Below are 15822 nucleotides of genomic sequence, written 5' to 3'. Positions count from 1 at the left end.
ACCTCGCGCGCACTTCCCCCGTCCCGGGCCGAGCCACGGCCCGGGACGAAGTACGCTGAGACCATGTCTGAACGCCGCACCGTCGCCCTCGTCACCCTTGGTTGTGCCCGTAACGAGGTGGACTCCGAAGAGCTGGCGGGGCGGCTGGCCGCGGACGGCTGGGACCTCGTCGACGAGGCCGCCGACGCCGACGTCGCCGTCGTGAACACCTGCGGTTTCGTCGAGGCCGCGAAGAAGGACTCGGTCGACGCCCTCCTGGAGGCCAACGACCTCAAGGGCGGCGAGAGCCGCACCCAGGCCGTCGTCGCCGTGGGGTGCATGGCGGAGCGGTACGGCAGCGAGCTGGCCCAGGCCCTGCCCGAAGCGGACGGGGTCCTCGGCTTCGACGACTACGCGGACATCTCCGACCGGCTGCGCACCATCCTCGGCGGCGGTGTCCACGCCTCCCACACCCCGCGCGACCGCCGCAAGCTGCTGCCGATCTCCCCGGCCGAGCGCCAGCAGGGGGCCGCCGAGGTGGCGCTTCCCGGACACGGCGCTCCGGCGGACCTCCCCGAGGGTGTCGCGCCGGTCTCCGGTCCCCGGCCGCCGCTGCGCCGGCGGCTCGACTCGAGCCCGGTGGCCTCGGTGAAGCTCGCCTCGGGGTGCGACCGCCGCTGCAGCTTCTGCGCCATCCCCTCCTTCCGCGGCTCGTTCATCTCCCGTCGGCCGTCCGACGTGCTCAACGAGGCGCGCTGGCTCGCGGGCGAAGGTGTCTCGGAGATCATGCTCGTCTCCGAGAACAACACCTCCTACGGCAAGGACCTCGGTGACATCCGGCTGCTGGAGTCGCTGCTCCCGGAGCTGGCCGCCGTCGACGGTCTGGAGCGCATCCGGGTCAGCTACCTCCAGCCGGCCGAGATGCGTCCCGGCCTCATCGATGTCCTGACCGGTACGGACAAGGTCGCGCCCTACTTCGACCTGTCCTTCCAGCACTCGGCCCCCGGGGTGCTCCGGGCCATGCGCCGCTTCGGTGACACCGACCGGTTCCTGGAGCTGCTGGAGGCCATCCGGGCCAAGGCTCCCCTCGCCGGCGTCCGCTCCAACTTCATCGTCGGCTTCCCCGGGGAGAGCGAGGCCGACGTCGCCGAGCTGGAGCGCTTCCTGGAATCGGCCCGGCTCGACGCCATCGGTGTCTTCGGCTACTCCGACGAGGACGGCACCGAGGCGGCCGGGTACGACGGGAAGCACGCTCCCGAGGTGGTGTCCGAGCGGGTCGAGCGGCTGAGCCGGCTCGCGGACGAGCTGACCGCGCAGCGCGCCGAGGAGCGGATCGGCGAGGACGCCCGGGTCCTGGTCGAGTCGCTCGACCCGGAGGGCGGCCCCGACGGCGGCCCCGTCGCGCTGGGACGCGGTGTGCACCAGGCCCCGGAGACCGACGGCCAGATCCTGCTGCTGCCGGACCCGGAGCACGTCGACGACGAGGACGCGCTCGGCGCCTTCGAGGTCGGCGGCTACGTGGACGCACGGATCGTCGACACCGACGGGGTGGACCTCGTCGCCGCGGTCCGGACCCCGGTCCCCTCGGGCGGTCCTGCCGCCGGGGCTCGCGGATGACGGGCACGTCGGCCGTCTCCGCGGCGGACGGTGGGCGGCGCCCGCCCTCCGGCGCGGAGACGATCGCCGCCGAGGCGAGCCTGCTGCCGCAGGCGGGGCTGTGGAACATCGCGAACATCCTGACGATGGTGCGGCTTGCCCTGGTGCCCGGCTTCGCGGTGCTGATGTTCGTCGGCGGCGGCGACGACCCGGTGTGGCGGTCGCTGGCGTGGTCCGCCTTCGCCATCGCCATGATCACCGACCTCTTCGACGGCGAGCTGGCCCGGCGGTACGGACTGGTCACCGACTTCGGCAAGATCGCCGACCCGATCGCGGACAAGGCGATCATGGGCACGGCGCTGGTGTGCCTCTCCCTGCTGGGCGACCTGCCGTGGTGGGTCACCCTCGTCATCCTCGCCCGCGAGTTCGGCGTCACTCTGATCCGCTTCTGGGTGATCCGGTTCGGCGTGATCCCCGCGAGCCGCGGCGGCAAGGCCAAGACCCTGGCGCAGGGCGTCGCGGTCGGGATGTACATCCTCGTGCTCACCGGACCGCTTGCCACGCTGCGGTGGTGGGCGATGGCCGCCGCCGTGGTGCTGACGGTCGCCACCGGGCTGGACTACGTGCGGCAGGCGGTCCGGCTGCGCCGGGCAGGTCTCGCCCGCGAGCGGACCGGTGCGTAGGAACCGGGCGGAGCGCGGCGCCCCGCGGCCCGCCGCTCCGGTGCTGGACCTGCTGTCCGCCCGCGGTCACACCCTCGCCGTGGCCGAGTCCCTGACAGGTGGCACCCTCGCCGCCGCCCTCACCGCGGTAACGGGCGCGTCCGCCGTCTTCCGCGGCTCCGTGACCGCCTACGCCACCGAGGTCAAGCGCGACCTTCTCGGTGTCGACGCCGAGCTGCTCGCGGAGCGCGGAGCGGTCGATCCCGAGGTCGCGCGCCAGATGGCGACCGGGGTGCGTGACCTCCTCGGCGCGGAGTGGGGCGCGGCGACGACGGGAGTGGCCGGTCCTGACCCGCAGGACGGTCAGCCGGTGGGCACGGTGTTCCTTGCGGTGGCGCCCCCCGGCGCGCGGCGGGCGGTCGCGCAACGGGTGGAAGCGTCGGGGGACCGGGAGGCGATCCGCGCCCAGACCGTCGCCGCAGCTCTGGCCGCGCTGCACGAAGCGCTGGTGGAGGCGGCTGTCACGCCTCCGGGGCGGACCGATCGGTCCGCTGTGCCTGGTTCATCCGGAAATGAGGAAGATGCGCCCACTGGGCAGGAAAACGGCCCCGCCGCGCGGTGAGTGTACGGTGGAGGAGCCGCTCGGTCAGGCGGTTGGGGGAATGAGACCGCACCATGCGCCTTCAGCGAACACGAAGGGCTTCCCGTCGCGTCGGGAGTCCGAAGCGGTACGGTTGGGCATGAACGTAGCGAGGCCAACGGTCCGAGGAGGGAGCCACCGATGATCCTGCTCCGTCGCCTGCAAGGTGACGTGCTGCGTCGGCAGCGCCAACGTCAGGGCCGCACTCTGCGTGAGGTCTCCTCGTCCGCCCGGGTTTCGCTCGGCTACCTCTCCGAGGTGGAACGCGGACAGAAGGAGGCCTCGTCCGAGTTGCTGGCCGCGATCTGCGATGCGCTGGACGTGCGGATGTCCGAGCTGCTGCGTGAGGTCAGCGACGAGCTGGCGCTCGCCGAACTGGCCCAGTCCGCCGCCAGCGACGCCGTTCCGCCGCCGATGCGCCCGATGCTGAACCCGCTCCGGGTCACGTCGGTCACCGGTCGCCCGGAGGAGCGCGTCACCATCAAGGCACCGGCGGAGGCCGTGGACGTCTTCGCGGCCTGAGGCCGTCGGCCGCCGCCGCGACGAGGACCGTCGCCGAACCAGTACCGGGAGGGCCCGGCCGCAGCTCACGGGCTGCGGCCGGGCCCTTGCGCCGTTCCCTCCGGCGCGGGCGTTCCCTCGGGCGCGGGCCGGGCTCAGAGCGGGCGTGAGACCCCCGCCGGGCCCGCGACGCCGGCGCCGGCCCGCTGCTGCGTGGTCGGGGAACGCCGGCACGCGACCCCGCACGAGGGCGCCCCTCCGTCGTACGGCTGACCCGTCCGAGGCCGCGAGACGATCCGACGTGCGGTCTGCCACACGCGCTCAGGGGCGCATCCGCAGCCCACGAGGGGTCGGGTGGAAGCCCGCCTCCTCCAGCAACCGCGACCACATCGGGTCGCCCAGCACCGAGGAGCCGTTGACCCGCTCCACCGTGACCGTCCCCAGCAGCCCGCGCCGTGCGGCGTCCGCGACCGCCCGGACCGGTGCGCGGAGCGAGTCGCCGTCCTCGTCGCCTTCCGCCGGCCAGGCGAGCAGGGTGCGACCGCCGCGCTCCACGTACAGTGCCGGTCGCCCGGCGTTCAGTACCACCAGCGCCCCCGCCTTGCGCCCCGGCTTCTGCGTGACGCCGGGCGGCGGCTCCGGCCACGGCAGCGCCGCCCCGAACGCGTTCGCCGGGTCGGCGGCCGCCAGGAGCACGGGCTCCGTCACCTGGCGCAGCTCGCCGCGCTCCCGCACGTTGTTGACCGCCCGGAGCCGGTCCACCGCGCCCTCCACCGCGAACTGCGCGGCCCCCAGGCCCTCCACCACGTAGCCGCGGCGCGCCCGGCCGCTGTCCTCGAAGGCGGACAGCACCCGGTAGGCCGCGGAGAAACCGCCCTCCACCCCCTCGGCGGCGACGGCGCCCCGGGTGACGACGCCGTGCCGGTCCAACAGGGTGTGCGCGAGCGCGTGGGCCCGGACCGTGGGGTCGGCGATCACGGGGGGAAGCAGCGACCAGCGGCCACCGACGGTCGGCGGTCCCGTCCGGGAGGCGGTGCGCCCCGCGCCCGGGACGCCGCCCCGCCCGCCGTAGCGGGCGCGCGGTGGCGACCGGCGCGCCCGGTGCGCTGTGGCGCCCGCCGTCCGCCCCGAACCCAGCAACGAGCGCAGCGGCCCCAGGGTGTCGTTGGTCAACCGCCCGGACCACGCCAGTTCCCAGACGACCTCGGCCAGCGCGGCGTCGTTCGCCGTCACGCCGGCGGCGCTCACCCGGGCGGCGATGTCGCGGAAGAACAGGCCGTAGCCGCCCTCCAGCGCGTCGAGCACCGCCCGGTGCGCCTCGGTCAGCTCCAGCGGGCGGGGATCGTGCAGCAGGTGCGGCGCGGTGTCCGCCGGGAACAACGAGACCCAGCCGTCCTTGCCCGCCAGCGCCCCCGCCCCCGCCCACACCACCTCACCCGACACCATCAGCTCGTCCAGCATCGCGGGGGCGTACCCGCGGACCCGCGCGGGCAGCACCAGACGCTCCAGAGCCGAGGCCGGCACCGGTGCGCCCTGCAACTGCTCGACGGCCCGGACCAGGCCGTCCAGACCCCGCAGCCCGCCGTCGCCCGATGCGGCCGCGACGTGCTGCCACTGCGGCAGGAACTCGGCGAGCGCGGCCGGGGGAACGGGCTCCAGCTCCTCCCGCAGCGCGGCCAGCGACCGGCGCCGCAGGCGGCGCAGTACCGCGGGGTCGCACCACTCCTGACCGGCGTCCCCCTCGGGGCGTGCGGGGTGGAAGGCGCCACGCACCAGTCGCCCCGAGGCGGTCATCCCCGCCAGCGCACCCTCGGCGACCGCGCGCCCCAGCCCGAACCGCAGCGCCGCCTCGGAGGTGGTGAACGGGCCGTGGGTCCGCGCGAACCTCGCGAGCAGGTCCACCAGCGGCTCGGCGACGGGCTCGGTGAACGCCTCCGGGACACCCACCGGCAGCGCCGCCCCGAGGGCGTCCCGCAGCCGGCCGGCGTCCTCGATCGCCGCCCAGTGCTCCCGGCCCCCGATCCGCACCCTGATCGCCCGGCGGGCCGCCCCCAGCTCCGCGGCCCACTCCGGGCGGGCGCCCCGCTCCGTCAACTCCTCGTCGGTCAACGGCCCGAGCACCCGCAGGACGTCGGCGACCCCCTCCACGTCCTTGACCCGGCGATCCTGCGCCAGCCACTGCAGCTCCCGCTCCAGTTCGACGAGGACGTCCGCGTCGAGCAGTTCCCGGAGCTCCGCCTGTCCCAGCAGCTCCGACAGCAGCCGCGAGTCCAGCGACAGGGCCGCTGCCCGCCGCTCCGCCAGGGGCGAGTCGCCCTCGTAGAGGTACTGGGCGACGTAGCCGAACAGCAGCGACCGTGCGAACGGCGAGGGCTCCCGGGTGGTCACCTCCACCGTGCGGACCCGGCGTGACTCGACGTCGGCCATCAGCTCGCGCAGTCCCGGGAGGTCGAACACGTCCTGGAGGCACTCGCGGACCGCCTCCAGCACGATGGGGAACGACCCGAACTCGCTTGCGACCGACAGCAGCTGATGCGCCCGCTGCCGCTGCTGCCACAGCGGTGTACGCCGCCCGGGGCTGCGACGCGGCAGCAGCAGGGCGCGCGCCGCGCACTCGCGGAACCGCGCGGCGAAGAGCGCGGAGCCGCCCACCTGGTCGGTGACGACCTGCTCGATCTCCTCCGCACCGAAGAGCACGTCCTCCGCGCCGAGCGGTGCCTCGTCCCCTGCGGCGTCCGGCAGGGCGCCGTCGCCGTCCTCCATGCCGAGCAGGTCGGCGTCGGGCAGTCGCAGCACCAGACCGTCGTCGGCGTGCAGCACCTGGGCGTCCAGCCCGTAGCGCTCGCTGAGCCGCGCGCCCAGGGCGACCGCCCACGGCGCGTGCACCTGCGCGCCGAAGGGGGAGTGCACCACCACCCGCCAGTCGCCGAGCTCGTCGCGGAACCGCTCGACCACGATCGTCCGGTCGTCGGGGATGTGACCGCACGCCTCCCGCTGCTCGACGAGATAGGCGAGGAGGTTGTCCACGGCCCACTCGTCGAGGCCGGCCGCGGTCAGGCGGCGGCGCGCGTCCTCGGCGGGGAGCGCTCCGACCTCGCGCAGGAACGCGCCGAGCGCCCGGCCCAGTTCGAGCGGCCGACCCAGTTGGTCGCCCTTCCAGAACGGCAGTCGGCCGGGTACCCCCGGCGCGGGGGAGACCAGCACCTGGTCCCGGGTGATGTCCTCGATCCGCCAGGAGGTGGTGCCCAGGGTGAACACGTCGCCCACCCGGGACTCGTAGACCATCTCCTCGTCCAGCTCGCCGACCCGGCGGCCGCCGCCGCGCGGCCCGGCCTCCCCGGCCAGGAAGACGCCGAACAGCCCGCGGTCGGGGATGGTGCCGCCCGAGGTGACCGCGAGCCGCTGCGCCCCGGGGCGGCCGGTCACGGTGTTGGCCACCCGGTCCCAGACCAGCCGGGGGCGCAGCTCGGCGAAGGCGTCCGACGGGTAACGTCCCGCCAGCATGTCCAGCACCCCGTGGTAGGCGGACTCCGGGAGCGAGGCGAACGGCGCCGCGCGCCGCGTCAGGAGCAGCAGTTCGTCGACGTCCCAGCTGTCCATCGCCGTCATGGCGACCAGCTGCTGCGCCAGGACGTCCAGCGGGTTGGCGGGGACCCGCAGCGCCTCGATACCGCCCGAGCGCATCCGCTCCGTCACCACCGCCGACTGCACCAGGTCGCCCCGGTACTTCGGGAGCACGACCCCCGAGGAGACGGCGCCCACCTGATGGCCGGCGCGCCCCACCCGCTGGAGTCCCGACGCGACCGAGGGCGGCGACTCCACCTGGATCACCAGGTCGACGGCGCCCATGTCGATACCCAGCTCCAGGCTGGAGGTGGCGACGACGGCGGGCAGCCTGCCGGCCTTGAGCTCCTCCTCGACCTGCGCCCGCTGCTCCTTGGACACCGAGCCGTGGTGGGCGCGTGCCAGGACCGCCGGTGCTGGCACGCCCGCACCGGAGCCGCCCATCAGCTCGGCGGGGCCGTGCTCCTCGGGCAGCGCCTCGCCGGTCTCGCGTTCGTACGCGATCTCGTTGAGGCGGTTGCAGAGCCGCTCCGCGAGCCGCCGGGAGTTGACGAAGACGATGGTGGAGCGGTGGGCGCTGACGAGATCGACGATCCGCTCCTCCACGGACGGCCAGATCGACGGTCGGTCGGCGGCGCTCGGGTCCGCGGGGTCGTCCGCGGCCTCCGGCAGCCGCGACCCGCCCAGCTCGCTCATGTCGGGGACCGGCACCTCCACCGAGAGGCGGAACTCCTTGCCCGACGGCGGCTGCACCACCCGCGCTCCGCGCCGTGGTGACAGGAAGCGGGCCACCTCCTCCACCGGACGGACCGTCGCGGAGAGGCCGATGCGCCGGGCCGGACGCGGGAGCAGTTCGTCCAGCCGTTCCAGGGTGAGGGCGAGGTGGGCGCCCCGCTTCGTCCCCGCGACGGCGTGCACCTCGTCGACGATGACGGTCTCCACGCCGGCGAGCGCCGACCGGGCGGCGGAGGTCAGCATGAGGAACAGCGACTCGGGCGTCGTGATGAGGATGTCCGGGGGCCGCCGTGCCATCGTCCGTCGGTCGGCCGCCGGAGTGTCGCCCGAGCGGATGCCCACGCGGATCTCGGGCTCCGGAAGGCCGAGCCGGACGGACTCCTGCCGGATCCCGGTCAGCGGGGATCGGAGGTTGCGCTCCACGTCCACCGCCAGGGCCTTCAGCGGCGAGACGTACAGCACGCGGCAGCGTTTCTCCGGCTCGGCGGGCGGTGGCACCGAGGAGAGCCGGTCGAGGGCGGCCAGGAACGCGGCGAGAGTCTTGCCGGACCCGGTGGGGGCCACCACCAGTGCGTCCGACTCCGCCGCGATGGCCTCCCAGGCGCCGGCCTGGGCTGCGGTGGGCGCGTCGAAGGCCCCCGAGAACCAGGCCCGCACGGCCGGTGAGAAGTGCTGGGGCACCGCGGTGGCGCGATCGGTCATGCGACCATCGTGCACCCTGCCACCGACACCGGCGTGGCGACGGCGCCGCACCGGCCGGCGGTCCCGTGCGGCCGGGGCGCCGAGGGCGCGGCGAGTCGGCGCGGGGCGTCGGCGCGGGGCGTCCACCAGGAGGACGGCCCGGGGCCGGAGGGGCGCACGGGACTACCGTGAGGCCGTGACAGCGCAGGAACCACCCGTGCCGACGGCCCCGCGGCGGGGCCCCCGGGCCGCCACCGACCCGCGGCACCCGCCCTTCGCGACCGACGGGGCCCCGCCCGCGGAGCCGGCCCGCAGTGAAGCGCGACGGACCGCGGTCCGCGACGGGCTCGGTGTCGGTGTCGCGGTCGGGCTCTCCGGTTTCGCGTTCGGCGTGACCGCGGCCGGTGCCGGGCTCTCCGTGCTCCAGGCCTGTGCGCTGAGCCTCCTCGTCTTCACCGGCGCGTCGCAGTTCGCACTGGTCGGTGCACTCGCCGCCGGCGGCAACCCCTTCACGGCAGCGGCGGGCGCCTTCTTCCTCGGCGCCCGCAACGCCTTCTACGGACTGCGGCTCGCCGGACTCCTCCGCCTGCGGGGCGGCGTGCGGCCGCTGGCGGCGCACTGGGTGATCGACGAGACCTCGGCCGTCGCCCTGGCCCAGGCCGACCCCAGGGCCGCCCGGACGGGGTTCGCCGTCACGGGTGTCACGCTCTACGTGCTGTGGAACCTCACCACGCTGCTGGGTGCCCTGGGCGCCGGTGCGCTCGGCGACCCGAGGGCATGGGGCCTGGACGCGGCGGGGCCGGCCGTCTTCCTGGCGCTGCTGGCCCCCATGCTCGACGGCGTCCGGGAGCGGGCCACCGCGATGCTGGCGGTCCTGTTGGCCGTGGCCTGTGTGCCGTTCCTTCCGGCGGGGGTGCCGGTGCTGGCGGCGGCCGCGGCAGCGCCGCTCGTGCTGTTGGTGTCGGGCTTCCGGGCCCGGCGTGCCGGTGCCGCGACGGCGGAGCAGGAGGGTCCGGAGCCCGAGAGCCCGGAGGCCGGGTCCGGGAGCCGCGGGGAGGCGGGACGATGACCGTGTGGCTCGCGATCGGGCTGACGGCGGCCGGGTGCTACCTGGTCAAACTGCTGGGGCTCTCTGTACCGGCGGAGATGCTGGAGAAGCCGCTCGTCCGCCGGTTGGCCGTGCTGCTGCCGGTGGCACTGCTCGCCGCGCTCACCGCCCTGCAGACCTTCGGCGGCGGGACCGGCGAACTCACCGTCGACGCCCGTGCGGTCGGGTTGGCCGCGGCGGCCGTCGCGCTGCTGCTCCGGGCACCCTTCCTGCTGGTCATCGCGGTCGCGGTGGTGGGGACGGCGGCTGCCCGCGCGTTCGGCGGCTGAGCGGGCGGTCCTTCGGCCGCCCGCTCCACTGCCGGTCCGACCCACGTCCCGGCCCTCGGCGGTCGGGGAGCGGCGCGGGGGCGCGATACTGGGGCCATGCGGTTGACGGACTTCTGGCGGCGGATGGCGGAGCACTTCGGCAGCGGGTACGCGGACACGTTCGCGCGGGACCACGTGATGTCGGAGCTCGGCGGGCGGACGGTGCACGAGGCGCTCGACGCCGGTTGGGACGCCAAGACGGTGTGGCGGGCGGTCTGCGTGGCGATGGAGGTCCCGCCCGAGCGGCGGTGAGCGGGGACGGCGCGGCCGACGCGGACGGGTGGGCCGCGCCACTCCGGAGCGGGGCGGATGCGTCCTGAGCTCATCCCTTCGGGTGAGGAAGTTTTCCACAGCGGGTGGCATGTGCCGTCTGACCTGCTGTTTTCAGTTGTCCCCAGGGGTGGGGTGCCACTTGACAGGAAAATCGAACACGCATTCTTATGAAGGGTGTCGGTCCGTCGTGGCCGGCGGTCGGACGCGTTTGTCAGTGGCAGCAGCTAGCGTCGGTGGACGTGAAGCGAACGAATCAGAAACCGGTGGCACCCATGGCAGCAGGTACGGACCGCGAGAAGGCGTTGGACACCGCCCTCGCGCAGATTGAACGACAGTTCGGCAAGGGCGCCGTGATGCGCATGGGCGATCGGAGCAACGAGCCCATCGAGGTCATTGCCACCGGCTCCACCGCCCTGGACGTCGCCCTCGGCGTCGGCGGCCTCCCGCGCGGCCGGGTGGTCGAGGTCTACGGCCCCGAGTCCTCCGGCAAGACGACCCTCACCCTCCACGCCGTCGCCAACGCGCAGCGCGCCGGCGGCACGGTCGCCTTCGTGGACGCCGAGCACGCGCTCGACCCCGAGTACGCCCGCAATCTCGGCGTCGACATCGATCAGCTCATCCTCTCCCAGCCCGACAACGGGGAGCAGGCGCTGGAGATCGTCGACATGCTGATCCGGTCGGGCGCGCTGGACCTCATCGTGATCGACTCCGTCGCCGCCCTGGTGCCGCGTGCGGAGATCGAGGGCGAGATGGGCGACTCCCACGTCGGTCTGCAGGCCCGCCTGATGAGCCAGGCGCTCCGAAAGATCACCGGTGCCCTGCACCAGTCGAAGACGACCGCGATCTTCATCAACCAGCTCCGTGAGAAGGTCGGCGTCATGTTCGGCTCCCCGGAGACCACCACCGGTGGTCGGGCGCTGAAGTTCTACGCCTCGGTCCGCCTGGACATCCGCCGGATCGAGACCCTCAAGGACGGCACCGACGCGGTCGGCAACCGCACCCGCGTCAAGGTGGTCAAGAACAAGGTCGCCCCGCCGTTCAAGCAGGCGGAGTTCGACATCCTCTACGGCATCGGCATCAGCCGGGAGGGCGGCCTCATCGACATGGGCGTGGAGCACGGCTTCATTCGGAAGTCGGGCGCCTGGTACACCTACGAGGGCGACCAGCTCGGGCAGGGCAAGGAGAACGCCCGCAACTTCCTGCGGGACAACCCCGACCTCGCCAACGAGATCGAGAAGAAGATCAAGGAGAAGCTCGGCATCGGCCCGAAGGCCGAGGCGCCCGCGCCGGAGCCGGGTGCAGACGCGGCGGCAACCACCGCGCCGTCGGTTCCCGCCCCGGCGACGGCAGCCGCACCGGCCAAGGCCACCAAGACGGCCAAGTCCGCAGCGGCCAAGAGCTGACCTGTGCCGTTCCAAGCGGGCGCGGGGAGAGGCCGCCGTGCGCAGCGTCGACACGGCACCGAGGGCGACCCCGCTTCCGAGGGTGGGGACGACCGGTCGGGGGGCGGTCGCTCCAAGGACCCGGTGGAGCAGGCGCGGGCCATCTGCCTGCGGTTGCTGACCGGGACCCCACGCACCCGGAGCCAGTTGGCCACCGCCCTGCGGCGCCGTGAGATCCCCGAGGAAGCGATCGAGGCAGTGCTCTCGCGCTTCGAGGAGGTCGGTCTCATCGACGACGCCGCGTTCGCCGGCGCCTGGGTGGACTCCCGGCACCACGGGCGCGGTCTCGCCCGGCGTGCGCTCGCACGGGAGCTGCGCACCAAGGGAGTGGAACCCGCAGTGATCGACGAGGCCGTCGCGCGGCTCGACCCCGAGCAGGAGGAGGAGACCGCGCGGGCTCTCGTCGAGCGGAAGATGCATGCGACCAGGGGGCTCGACCGCCAGCGGCGGGTCCGCCGGTTGGCCGGGATGCTCGCCCGCCGCGGCTACCCCGAGGGGCTGGCGCTGCGGGTGGTGCGTGAGGCGCTGGAGGCGGAGGGCGAGGACCCGGAGGAACTCGATCGGCACCTTCCCACCGACTGACCCGGCCGGCCGCGCCGCAGTCGCGAGGCGGGGCCGCGCGGGAGAGACGGGCCGAGCCGGTCCGGTGGGCGGGGGAGACGGCGCCGCTGCTTCTCCCGCGGCCCGGTGGACCGAGCAGGCGCGGCCAGGGACGCGGTGCGGCCGACCGGCGGAGGGTCGGCCGGGCGGAGGGTCGGCCGCCGATGGCCGCGACGGGGTGGGACGTGTCGGTCGGTCGAGAGGACGCGGGGCTGCCCTGCCGCACCGACCGCTGAGGACGCGGGCATGTCCCGTCGCTCCCGGCGCACCGGTCGACGCGTGTCCGCCGGCCAGGGGGGCGGCCGCGGGCCGCGTCGCTCCCGGCGGTTCGCCCGTCCCCGCGCGTCGTCATGGACGTGACGCCACGGTGCCGGTAGCGGCCCCGTCTCTCCGCTGCGCGGAGTCACCGCGGTGCGGCGGCCTGCCGCGGAGCGGCACGGGCGATCAGTTCCGCCCGGTCACCGCAGGGGACTGCTCGGGCTCCGGCCCCCGCAACGTCTGCGCGTAGCGCACCAGTTCCGATACGGCCGAGCCGGGCAGAGCGGCGGCCAGCCGGCCGTCGGGCCGCACCACGAGCAGCGTATGGGCGGGGGCGCCCGGGTAGCTGTCGGTCACCAGCAGGTCGGCCTCGACCGGCAGTCGTTTCACCACACCGGCCAGCTCCGGCATGAGTCCGGCGGACAGCCAGTGCCGGGCGTCCCAGACCCCCGCTCCCGGAGCGGTCAGCACCAGCAGGTGCGGCCCGCCGAGCAGGTCGTGGAGACGCCCGCGGGCGCCGTTGAGCGCGGTGACCGGGATGTCGTCGACGAGGTCGCCCGGCTCGGTCTCCACCCCCACCGCGTGGCGTGACCGGGGCTGCGGATAGATGCCCGGCTCGCCGAGCGCCCCGCGTCCCAGCGGCGCGTCCCCCAGCAGCGTCAACCTGCTGTGCTCCCGCCCGGGCAGCAGCGCGCCGATGCCTCCCCGGCCCCGCACCAGTGGCAGGGCCTGGTCCACCGCGCGCAGCCGGGCGCCGACGGCACCGCGCCGCTCCCGCTCGTAGGTGTCCAGCAGCGGGCCCGCATCACCGTGGTGCCAGTCCAGGGCGAGCTTCCAGGCGAGGTTGTCCGCGTCGCGCAGCCCCTCGGCGGTCTGCTGGGTGCCCAGGGCGCCCAGCAGGTGGGCGGCGTCGCCGGCGAGGAAGACCCGCCCGGCCCGCCAGTGGCGGGCGAGCCGCTGGTGGCAGAGGTACACGCCGGTGTCGAGCAGGTCGTAGGGCGGGATCTCCCCGTCGTGCCACGCCGCCAGCGTCCGGTTGACCAGGTCCAGCAGTGCTTCCGGGGTGACGAGTTCCTCGCCCGCCGGGAGCGGCCAGTCCAGGCGCCAGCGCCGTTCGCCGAGCGGGCGGACCACCACCTCCTCGACCGGCCCGTGCGCCGCGGGGAGCGCTCGGTGGAGCGACGCCGTCCCGGCATCCGGCAGGTCGGCCAGCAGGGCCGCCACGGCGTGCCGTTCCACCGAGGTGCGTCCGGCGAAGGGCACCCGCAGCAGCTTGCGGACGGTGGAGCGTGCGCCGTCGCACCCCACGAGGTGGCTGCCGGTGACCTTCTCCTCGCGACCGGCGCCGGCGCCCCGGTCCCCGCGGTACACGTAGGCGGTCACGGAGTGCTCGGTCTGCTCGACGCCGCTGAGCCGGGAGCGGTGCTCGATCCTGATGAGCCGCCTGCCGGCCGCGGCCAGGCGCAGGGCGTGCTCCAGCGCGTCCAACGGCAGGTGCGTGGGCGCCTGGCCCACGGGGTACTCCACGTGGTCGCGGGTGCGCCCGCGCAGCGTGGTGCGCCAGGCCCGCCAGATGGTCGCCCGGTCGGCGGCCCCGGGGAGGTCCGCCCAGTGCGCGACGTCCGGCGGCAGCACACAGCTGCGGGCGGGTCGTTGGTCGACCCGCCCGTCACCTGGTTCGAGCACATGGCTGGGGACGCCCTGGCGGGCCAGGGCAAGCGCCAGCGCGAGCCCTGTCGGGCCCGCGCCGACGATGATCACGGGCAGCACAGGAGTATGCAACCCAGCAGGTGATCAACCGTCAAGTCAGTCCTTGCCGGTTGGGGCCGGGGGGTCCCCGGCCTCGGCGGCCGGTGCCGTCGCCGGCTGGGCCTCCATCTGGTCGTGCGGGTCCGCGGTGACCACCGCGCCGGCGGTGCGCTTGCCCCGGCGGATGGTGCGCTCCAGCCAGGTGGCGGCGGAGGTGAGCAGGAAGTTCAGCACGATGAAGATCAGTGCGACCACGGTGAACGCCGCGATGGTGTTCGCGCCGTAGTTGGCGCTGATCGTGCGGACCGAACGCAGCAGCTCGTCGAAGTTGAGCATGACGCCGCCCAGGGCGGTGTCCTTGACGACGACGACCAGCTGGCTGACCAGTGCCGGCAGCATCAGGGTGACCGACTGCGGCAGCAGCACCTGGGTCATCATCTGGCCCTTGCGCATGCCGATGGCCTGCGCCGCGTCCTTCTGGCCGCGCGGCAGCGACAGGATGCCCGCGCGGACCACCTCGGCGATGACCGAGGCGTTGTACAGCACCAGGCCGGTGACGACCGCGTAGAGCGGGCGCATGTCGGAGCTGATGTTGGTGAACTCGACGTAGACGGCGCTCGCGAACAGCATGAGCAGCAGCACCGGGATGGCACGGAAGAACTCGATGACTGCGGCGCTGGGGACGCGGACCCACCGGTGGTCCGACATGCGGCCGATGCCGAGGGCGGCGCCGAGCGGCAGGGCGATGATGATCGACAGCGCCGCGGCCTTGAGGGTGTTGCCGAGCGCCGGCAGCAGGAACGTCGTCCAGACCCGGGAGTCGGTGACGAACGGGCTCCACTTGTTGGCGTCCAGCTGGCCCTTGTCCGCCATTGCGGCCAGGACCCACCACACCAGGGCGGCGAACCCGATCAGGAACAGCACGGTGTAGAGGACGTTCCGCGCCTTGGCCTTGGGGCCGGGGGCGTCATAGAGAACGGAGAGGTTGCTCATCGCTTCACCGCCACGCGCTTGCTCACCCAGCCGAGCAGCAGCCCGGTCGGCAGGGTCAGGAGAATGAATCCGAGGGCGAAGATGCCGCCGATCAGGAACACCTGTGCCTCGTTCTCGATCATGGTCTTCATCAGGAGCGCGGCCTCGGCTACGCCGATCGCCGCGGCGACCGTGGTGTTCTTGGTGAGGGCGATGAGCACGTTGGCCAGCGGGGCGACCACCGAGCGGAACGCCTGGGGGAGGACCACCAGCCGCAGGACCTGGGTGAAGCTCAGCCCGAGGGCGCGGGCCGCTTCGGCCTGGCCGACGGGCACGGTGTTGATGCCGGACCGCAGCGCCTCGCAGACGAACGCGGCGGTGTAGGCGGTGAGACCGAGCACGGCGAGTCGGAAGTTCGTCTCCGTGAAGGTGTCCCCTCCCATCGCGATGCCCAGCGTCTGGAACAGGCCCAGGGAGGTGAAGAGGATGATGACGGTCAGCGGGGTGTTCCGGACGATGTTCACGTAGCCGGTGCCGAAGACGCGCATGAGGGGCACCGGGCTGACGCGCATGCCGGCCAGGATGGTGCCGAGGATGAGCGACCCGATGGCGGAGAAGATCGCGAGCTGCGCGGTGACCCAGAAGGCCCCGAACAGGTCGTACCGCTGTAGATCAAGGAAGTCGAACACGTAGGTCTCGAATTCTCGCCGTGACGGACAGAAAAGGGTGGCGGGGGGGGGGGGGGGGGGGGGGG

General features: G+C 74.0%; 13 protein-coding genes. 9 read left to right on the top strand and 4 right to left on the bottom strand.

What is annotated here, in order from left to right:
- Positions 1-63 precede the first annotated feature (63 nt).
- The 4 genes from rimO (at position 64) to HCN52_RS00420 (ending at position 3399) form a co-directional block, all read left to right on the top strand.
- Positions 64-1596 (top strand): 30S ribosomal protein S12 methylthiotransferase RimO, encoded by a 1533-nt coding sequence (rimO, locus tag HCN52_RS00435; RefSeq protein WP_168086294.1) that lies wholly within the window; start codon positions 64-66, stop codon positions 1594-1596.
- Positions 1593-2258, top strand: a complete 666-nt coding sequence (pgsA, locus tag HCN52_RS00430; RefSeq protein WP_168086293.1) for a CDP-diacylglycerol--glycerol-3-phosphate 3-phosphatidyltransferase — start codon at positions 1593-1595, stop codon at positions 2256-2258. The genes rimO and pgsA overlap by 4 nt, the downstream gene beginning before the upstream one ends.
- Positions 2251-2859, top strand: a complete 609-nt coding sequence (locus HCN52_RS00425; RefSeq protein WP_168086292.1) for a CinA family protein — start codon at positions 2251-2253, stop codon at positions 2857-2859. Before pgsA ends, HCN52_RS00425 begins: the two co-directional genes overlap by 8 nt.
- Positions 2860-3018: 159 nt before the next feature.
- Positions 3019-3399, top strand: a complete 381-nt coding sequence (locus HCN52_RS00420) for a helix-turn-helix domain-containing protein (RefSeq protein ID WP_168086291.1) — start codon at positions 3019-3021, stop codon at positions 3397-3399.
- Between the two features lie 300 nt (positions 3400-3699).
- Here HCN52_RS00420 and HCN52_RS00415 read toward each other — a convergent pair whose 3' ends face one another.
- Complete coding sequence (locus HCN52_RS00415) at positions 3700-8379, bottom strand: ATP-dependent helicase (RefSeq protein ID WP_168086290.1); 4680 nt, start codon at positions 8377-8379, stop codon at positions 3700-3702.
- Between the two features lie 175 nt (positions 8380-8554).
- Between HCN52_RS00415 and HCN52_RS00410 the strand changes: the two genes are divergently transcribed.
- From HCN52_RS00410 to recX, 5 genes are all read left to right on the top strand, one after another.
- Complete coding sequence (locus tag HCN52_RS00410; protein ID WP_312876463.1) at positions 8555-9427, top strand: AzlC family ABC transporter permease; 873 nt, start codon at positions 8555-8557, stop codon at positions 9425-9427.
- A complete protein-coding gene (locus HCN52_RS00405) occupies positions 9424-9735 on the top strand; it encodes an AzlD domain-containing protein (protein ID WP_168086289.1) in 312 nt (103 codons plus the stop codon). Before HCN52_RS00410 ends, HCN52_RS00405 begins: the two co-directional genes overlap by 4 nt.
- A gap of 96 nt (positions 9736-9831) precedes the next feature.
- Positions 9832-10026: a DUF3046 domain-containing protein gene (locus HCN52_RS00400; RefSeq protein WP_167934992.1), complete on the top strand. Its 195-nt coding sequence runs from the start codon at positions 9832-9834 to the stop codon at positions 10024-10026.
- Positions 10027-10319: 293 nt separating this feature from the next.
- A complete protein-coding gene (gene recA / locus HCN52_RS00395; protein WP_168086288.1) occupies positions 10320-11450 on the top strand; it encodes a recombinase RecA in 1131 nt (376 codons plus the stop codon).
- Positions 11451-11453: 3 nt separating this feature from the next.
- Positions 11454-12071 carry a recombination regulator RecX gene (recX, locus tag HCN52_RS00390; protein ID WP_168086287.1) on the top strand — a complete coding sequence of 206 codons (618 nt, stop codon included), beginning with the start codon at positions 11454-11456 and terminating at the stop codon, positions 12069-12071.
- Positions 12072-12533: 462 nt separating this feature from the next.
- Here the strand turns inward: recX and HCN52_RS00385 are convergent, their stop codons facing one another.
- Genes HCN52_RS00385 through HCN52_RS00375 form a run of 3 tightly spaced genes read right to left on the bottom strand, consistent with a single transcriptional unit; the run spans position 12534 to position 15757 of the window.
- Positions 12534-14117, bottom strand: a complete 1584-nt coding sequence (locus HCN52_RS00385; RefSeq protein ID WP_168086286.1) for an FAD-dependent monooxygenase — start codon at positions 14115-14117, stop codon at positions 12534-12536.
- Between the two features lie 36 nt (positions 14118-14153).
- Positions 14154-15089, bottom strand: a complete 936-nt coding sequence (locus HCN52_RS00380) for an amino acid ABC transporter permease (protein WP_168086285.1) — start codon at positions 15087-15089, stop codon at positions 14154-14156.
- Entirely contained in the window at positions 15086-15757 is a 672-nt protein-coding gene (locus HCN52_RS00375) for an amino acid ABC transporter permease (protein ID WP_168086284.1), read from the bottom strand. Before HCN52_RS00375 ends, HCN52_RS00380 begins: the two co-directional genes overlap by 4 nt.
- Between the last annotated feature and the right edge of the window lie 65 nt (positions 15758-15822).

Origin of the sequence: Streptomyces bohaiensis, assembly GCF_012033785.1 — a bacterium.
GTDB lineage: Bacteria > Actinomycetota > Actinomycetes > Streptomycetales > Streptomycetaceae > Streptomyces > Streptomyces bohaiensis.
Note: the sequence above shows the minus strand (reverse complement) of the source record. Positions and strands in the feature narration are given on the sequence as shown.

What these genes read in the sequence shown, in the direction of transcription:
- HCN52_RS00420 (WP_168086291.1), top strand. Translation starts at nt 3,019, where the DNA reads ATGATCCTGCTCCGTCGCCTGCAAGGTGACGTGCTGCGTCGGCAGCGC.
- HCN52_RS00405 (WP_168086289.1), top strand. Translation starts at nt 9,424, where the DNA reads ATGACCGTGTGGCTCGCGATCGGGCTGACGGCGGCCGGGTGCTACCTG.
- pgsA (WP_168086293.1), top strand. Translation starts at nt 1,593, where the DNA reads ATGACGGGCACGTCGGCCGTCTCCGCGGCGGACGGTGGGCGGCGCCCG.
- recA (WP_168086288.1), top strand. Translation starts at nt 10,320, where the DNA reads ATGGCAGCAGGTACGGACCGCGAGAAGGCGTTGGACACCGCCCTCGCG.
- HCN52_RS00415 (WP_168086290.1), bottom strand. Translation starts at nt 8,379, where the DNA reads ATGACCGATCGCGCCACCGCGGTGCCCCAGCACTTCTCACCGGCCGTG.
- rimO (WP_168086294.1), top strand. Translation starts at nt 64, where the DNA reads ATGTCTGAACGCCGCACCGTCGCCCTCGTCACCCTTGGTTGTGCCCGT.
- HCN52_RS00400 (WP_167934992.1), top strand. Translation starts at nt 9,832, where the DNA reads ATGCGGTTGACGGACTTCTGGCGGCGGATGGCGGAGCACTTCGGCAGC.
- HCN52_RS00380 (WP_168086285.1), bottom strand. Translation starts at nt 15,089, where the DNA reads ATGAGCAACCTCTCCGTTCTCTATGACGCCCCCGGCCCCAAGGCCAAG.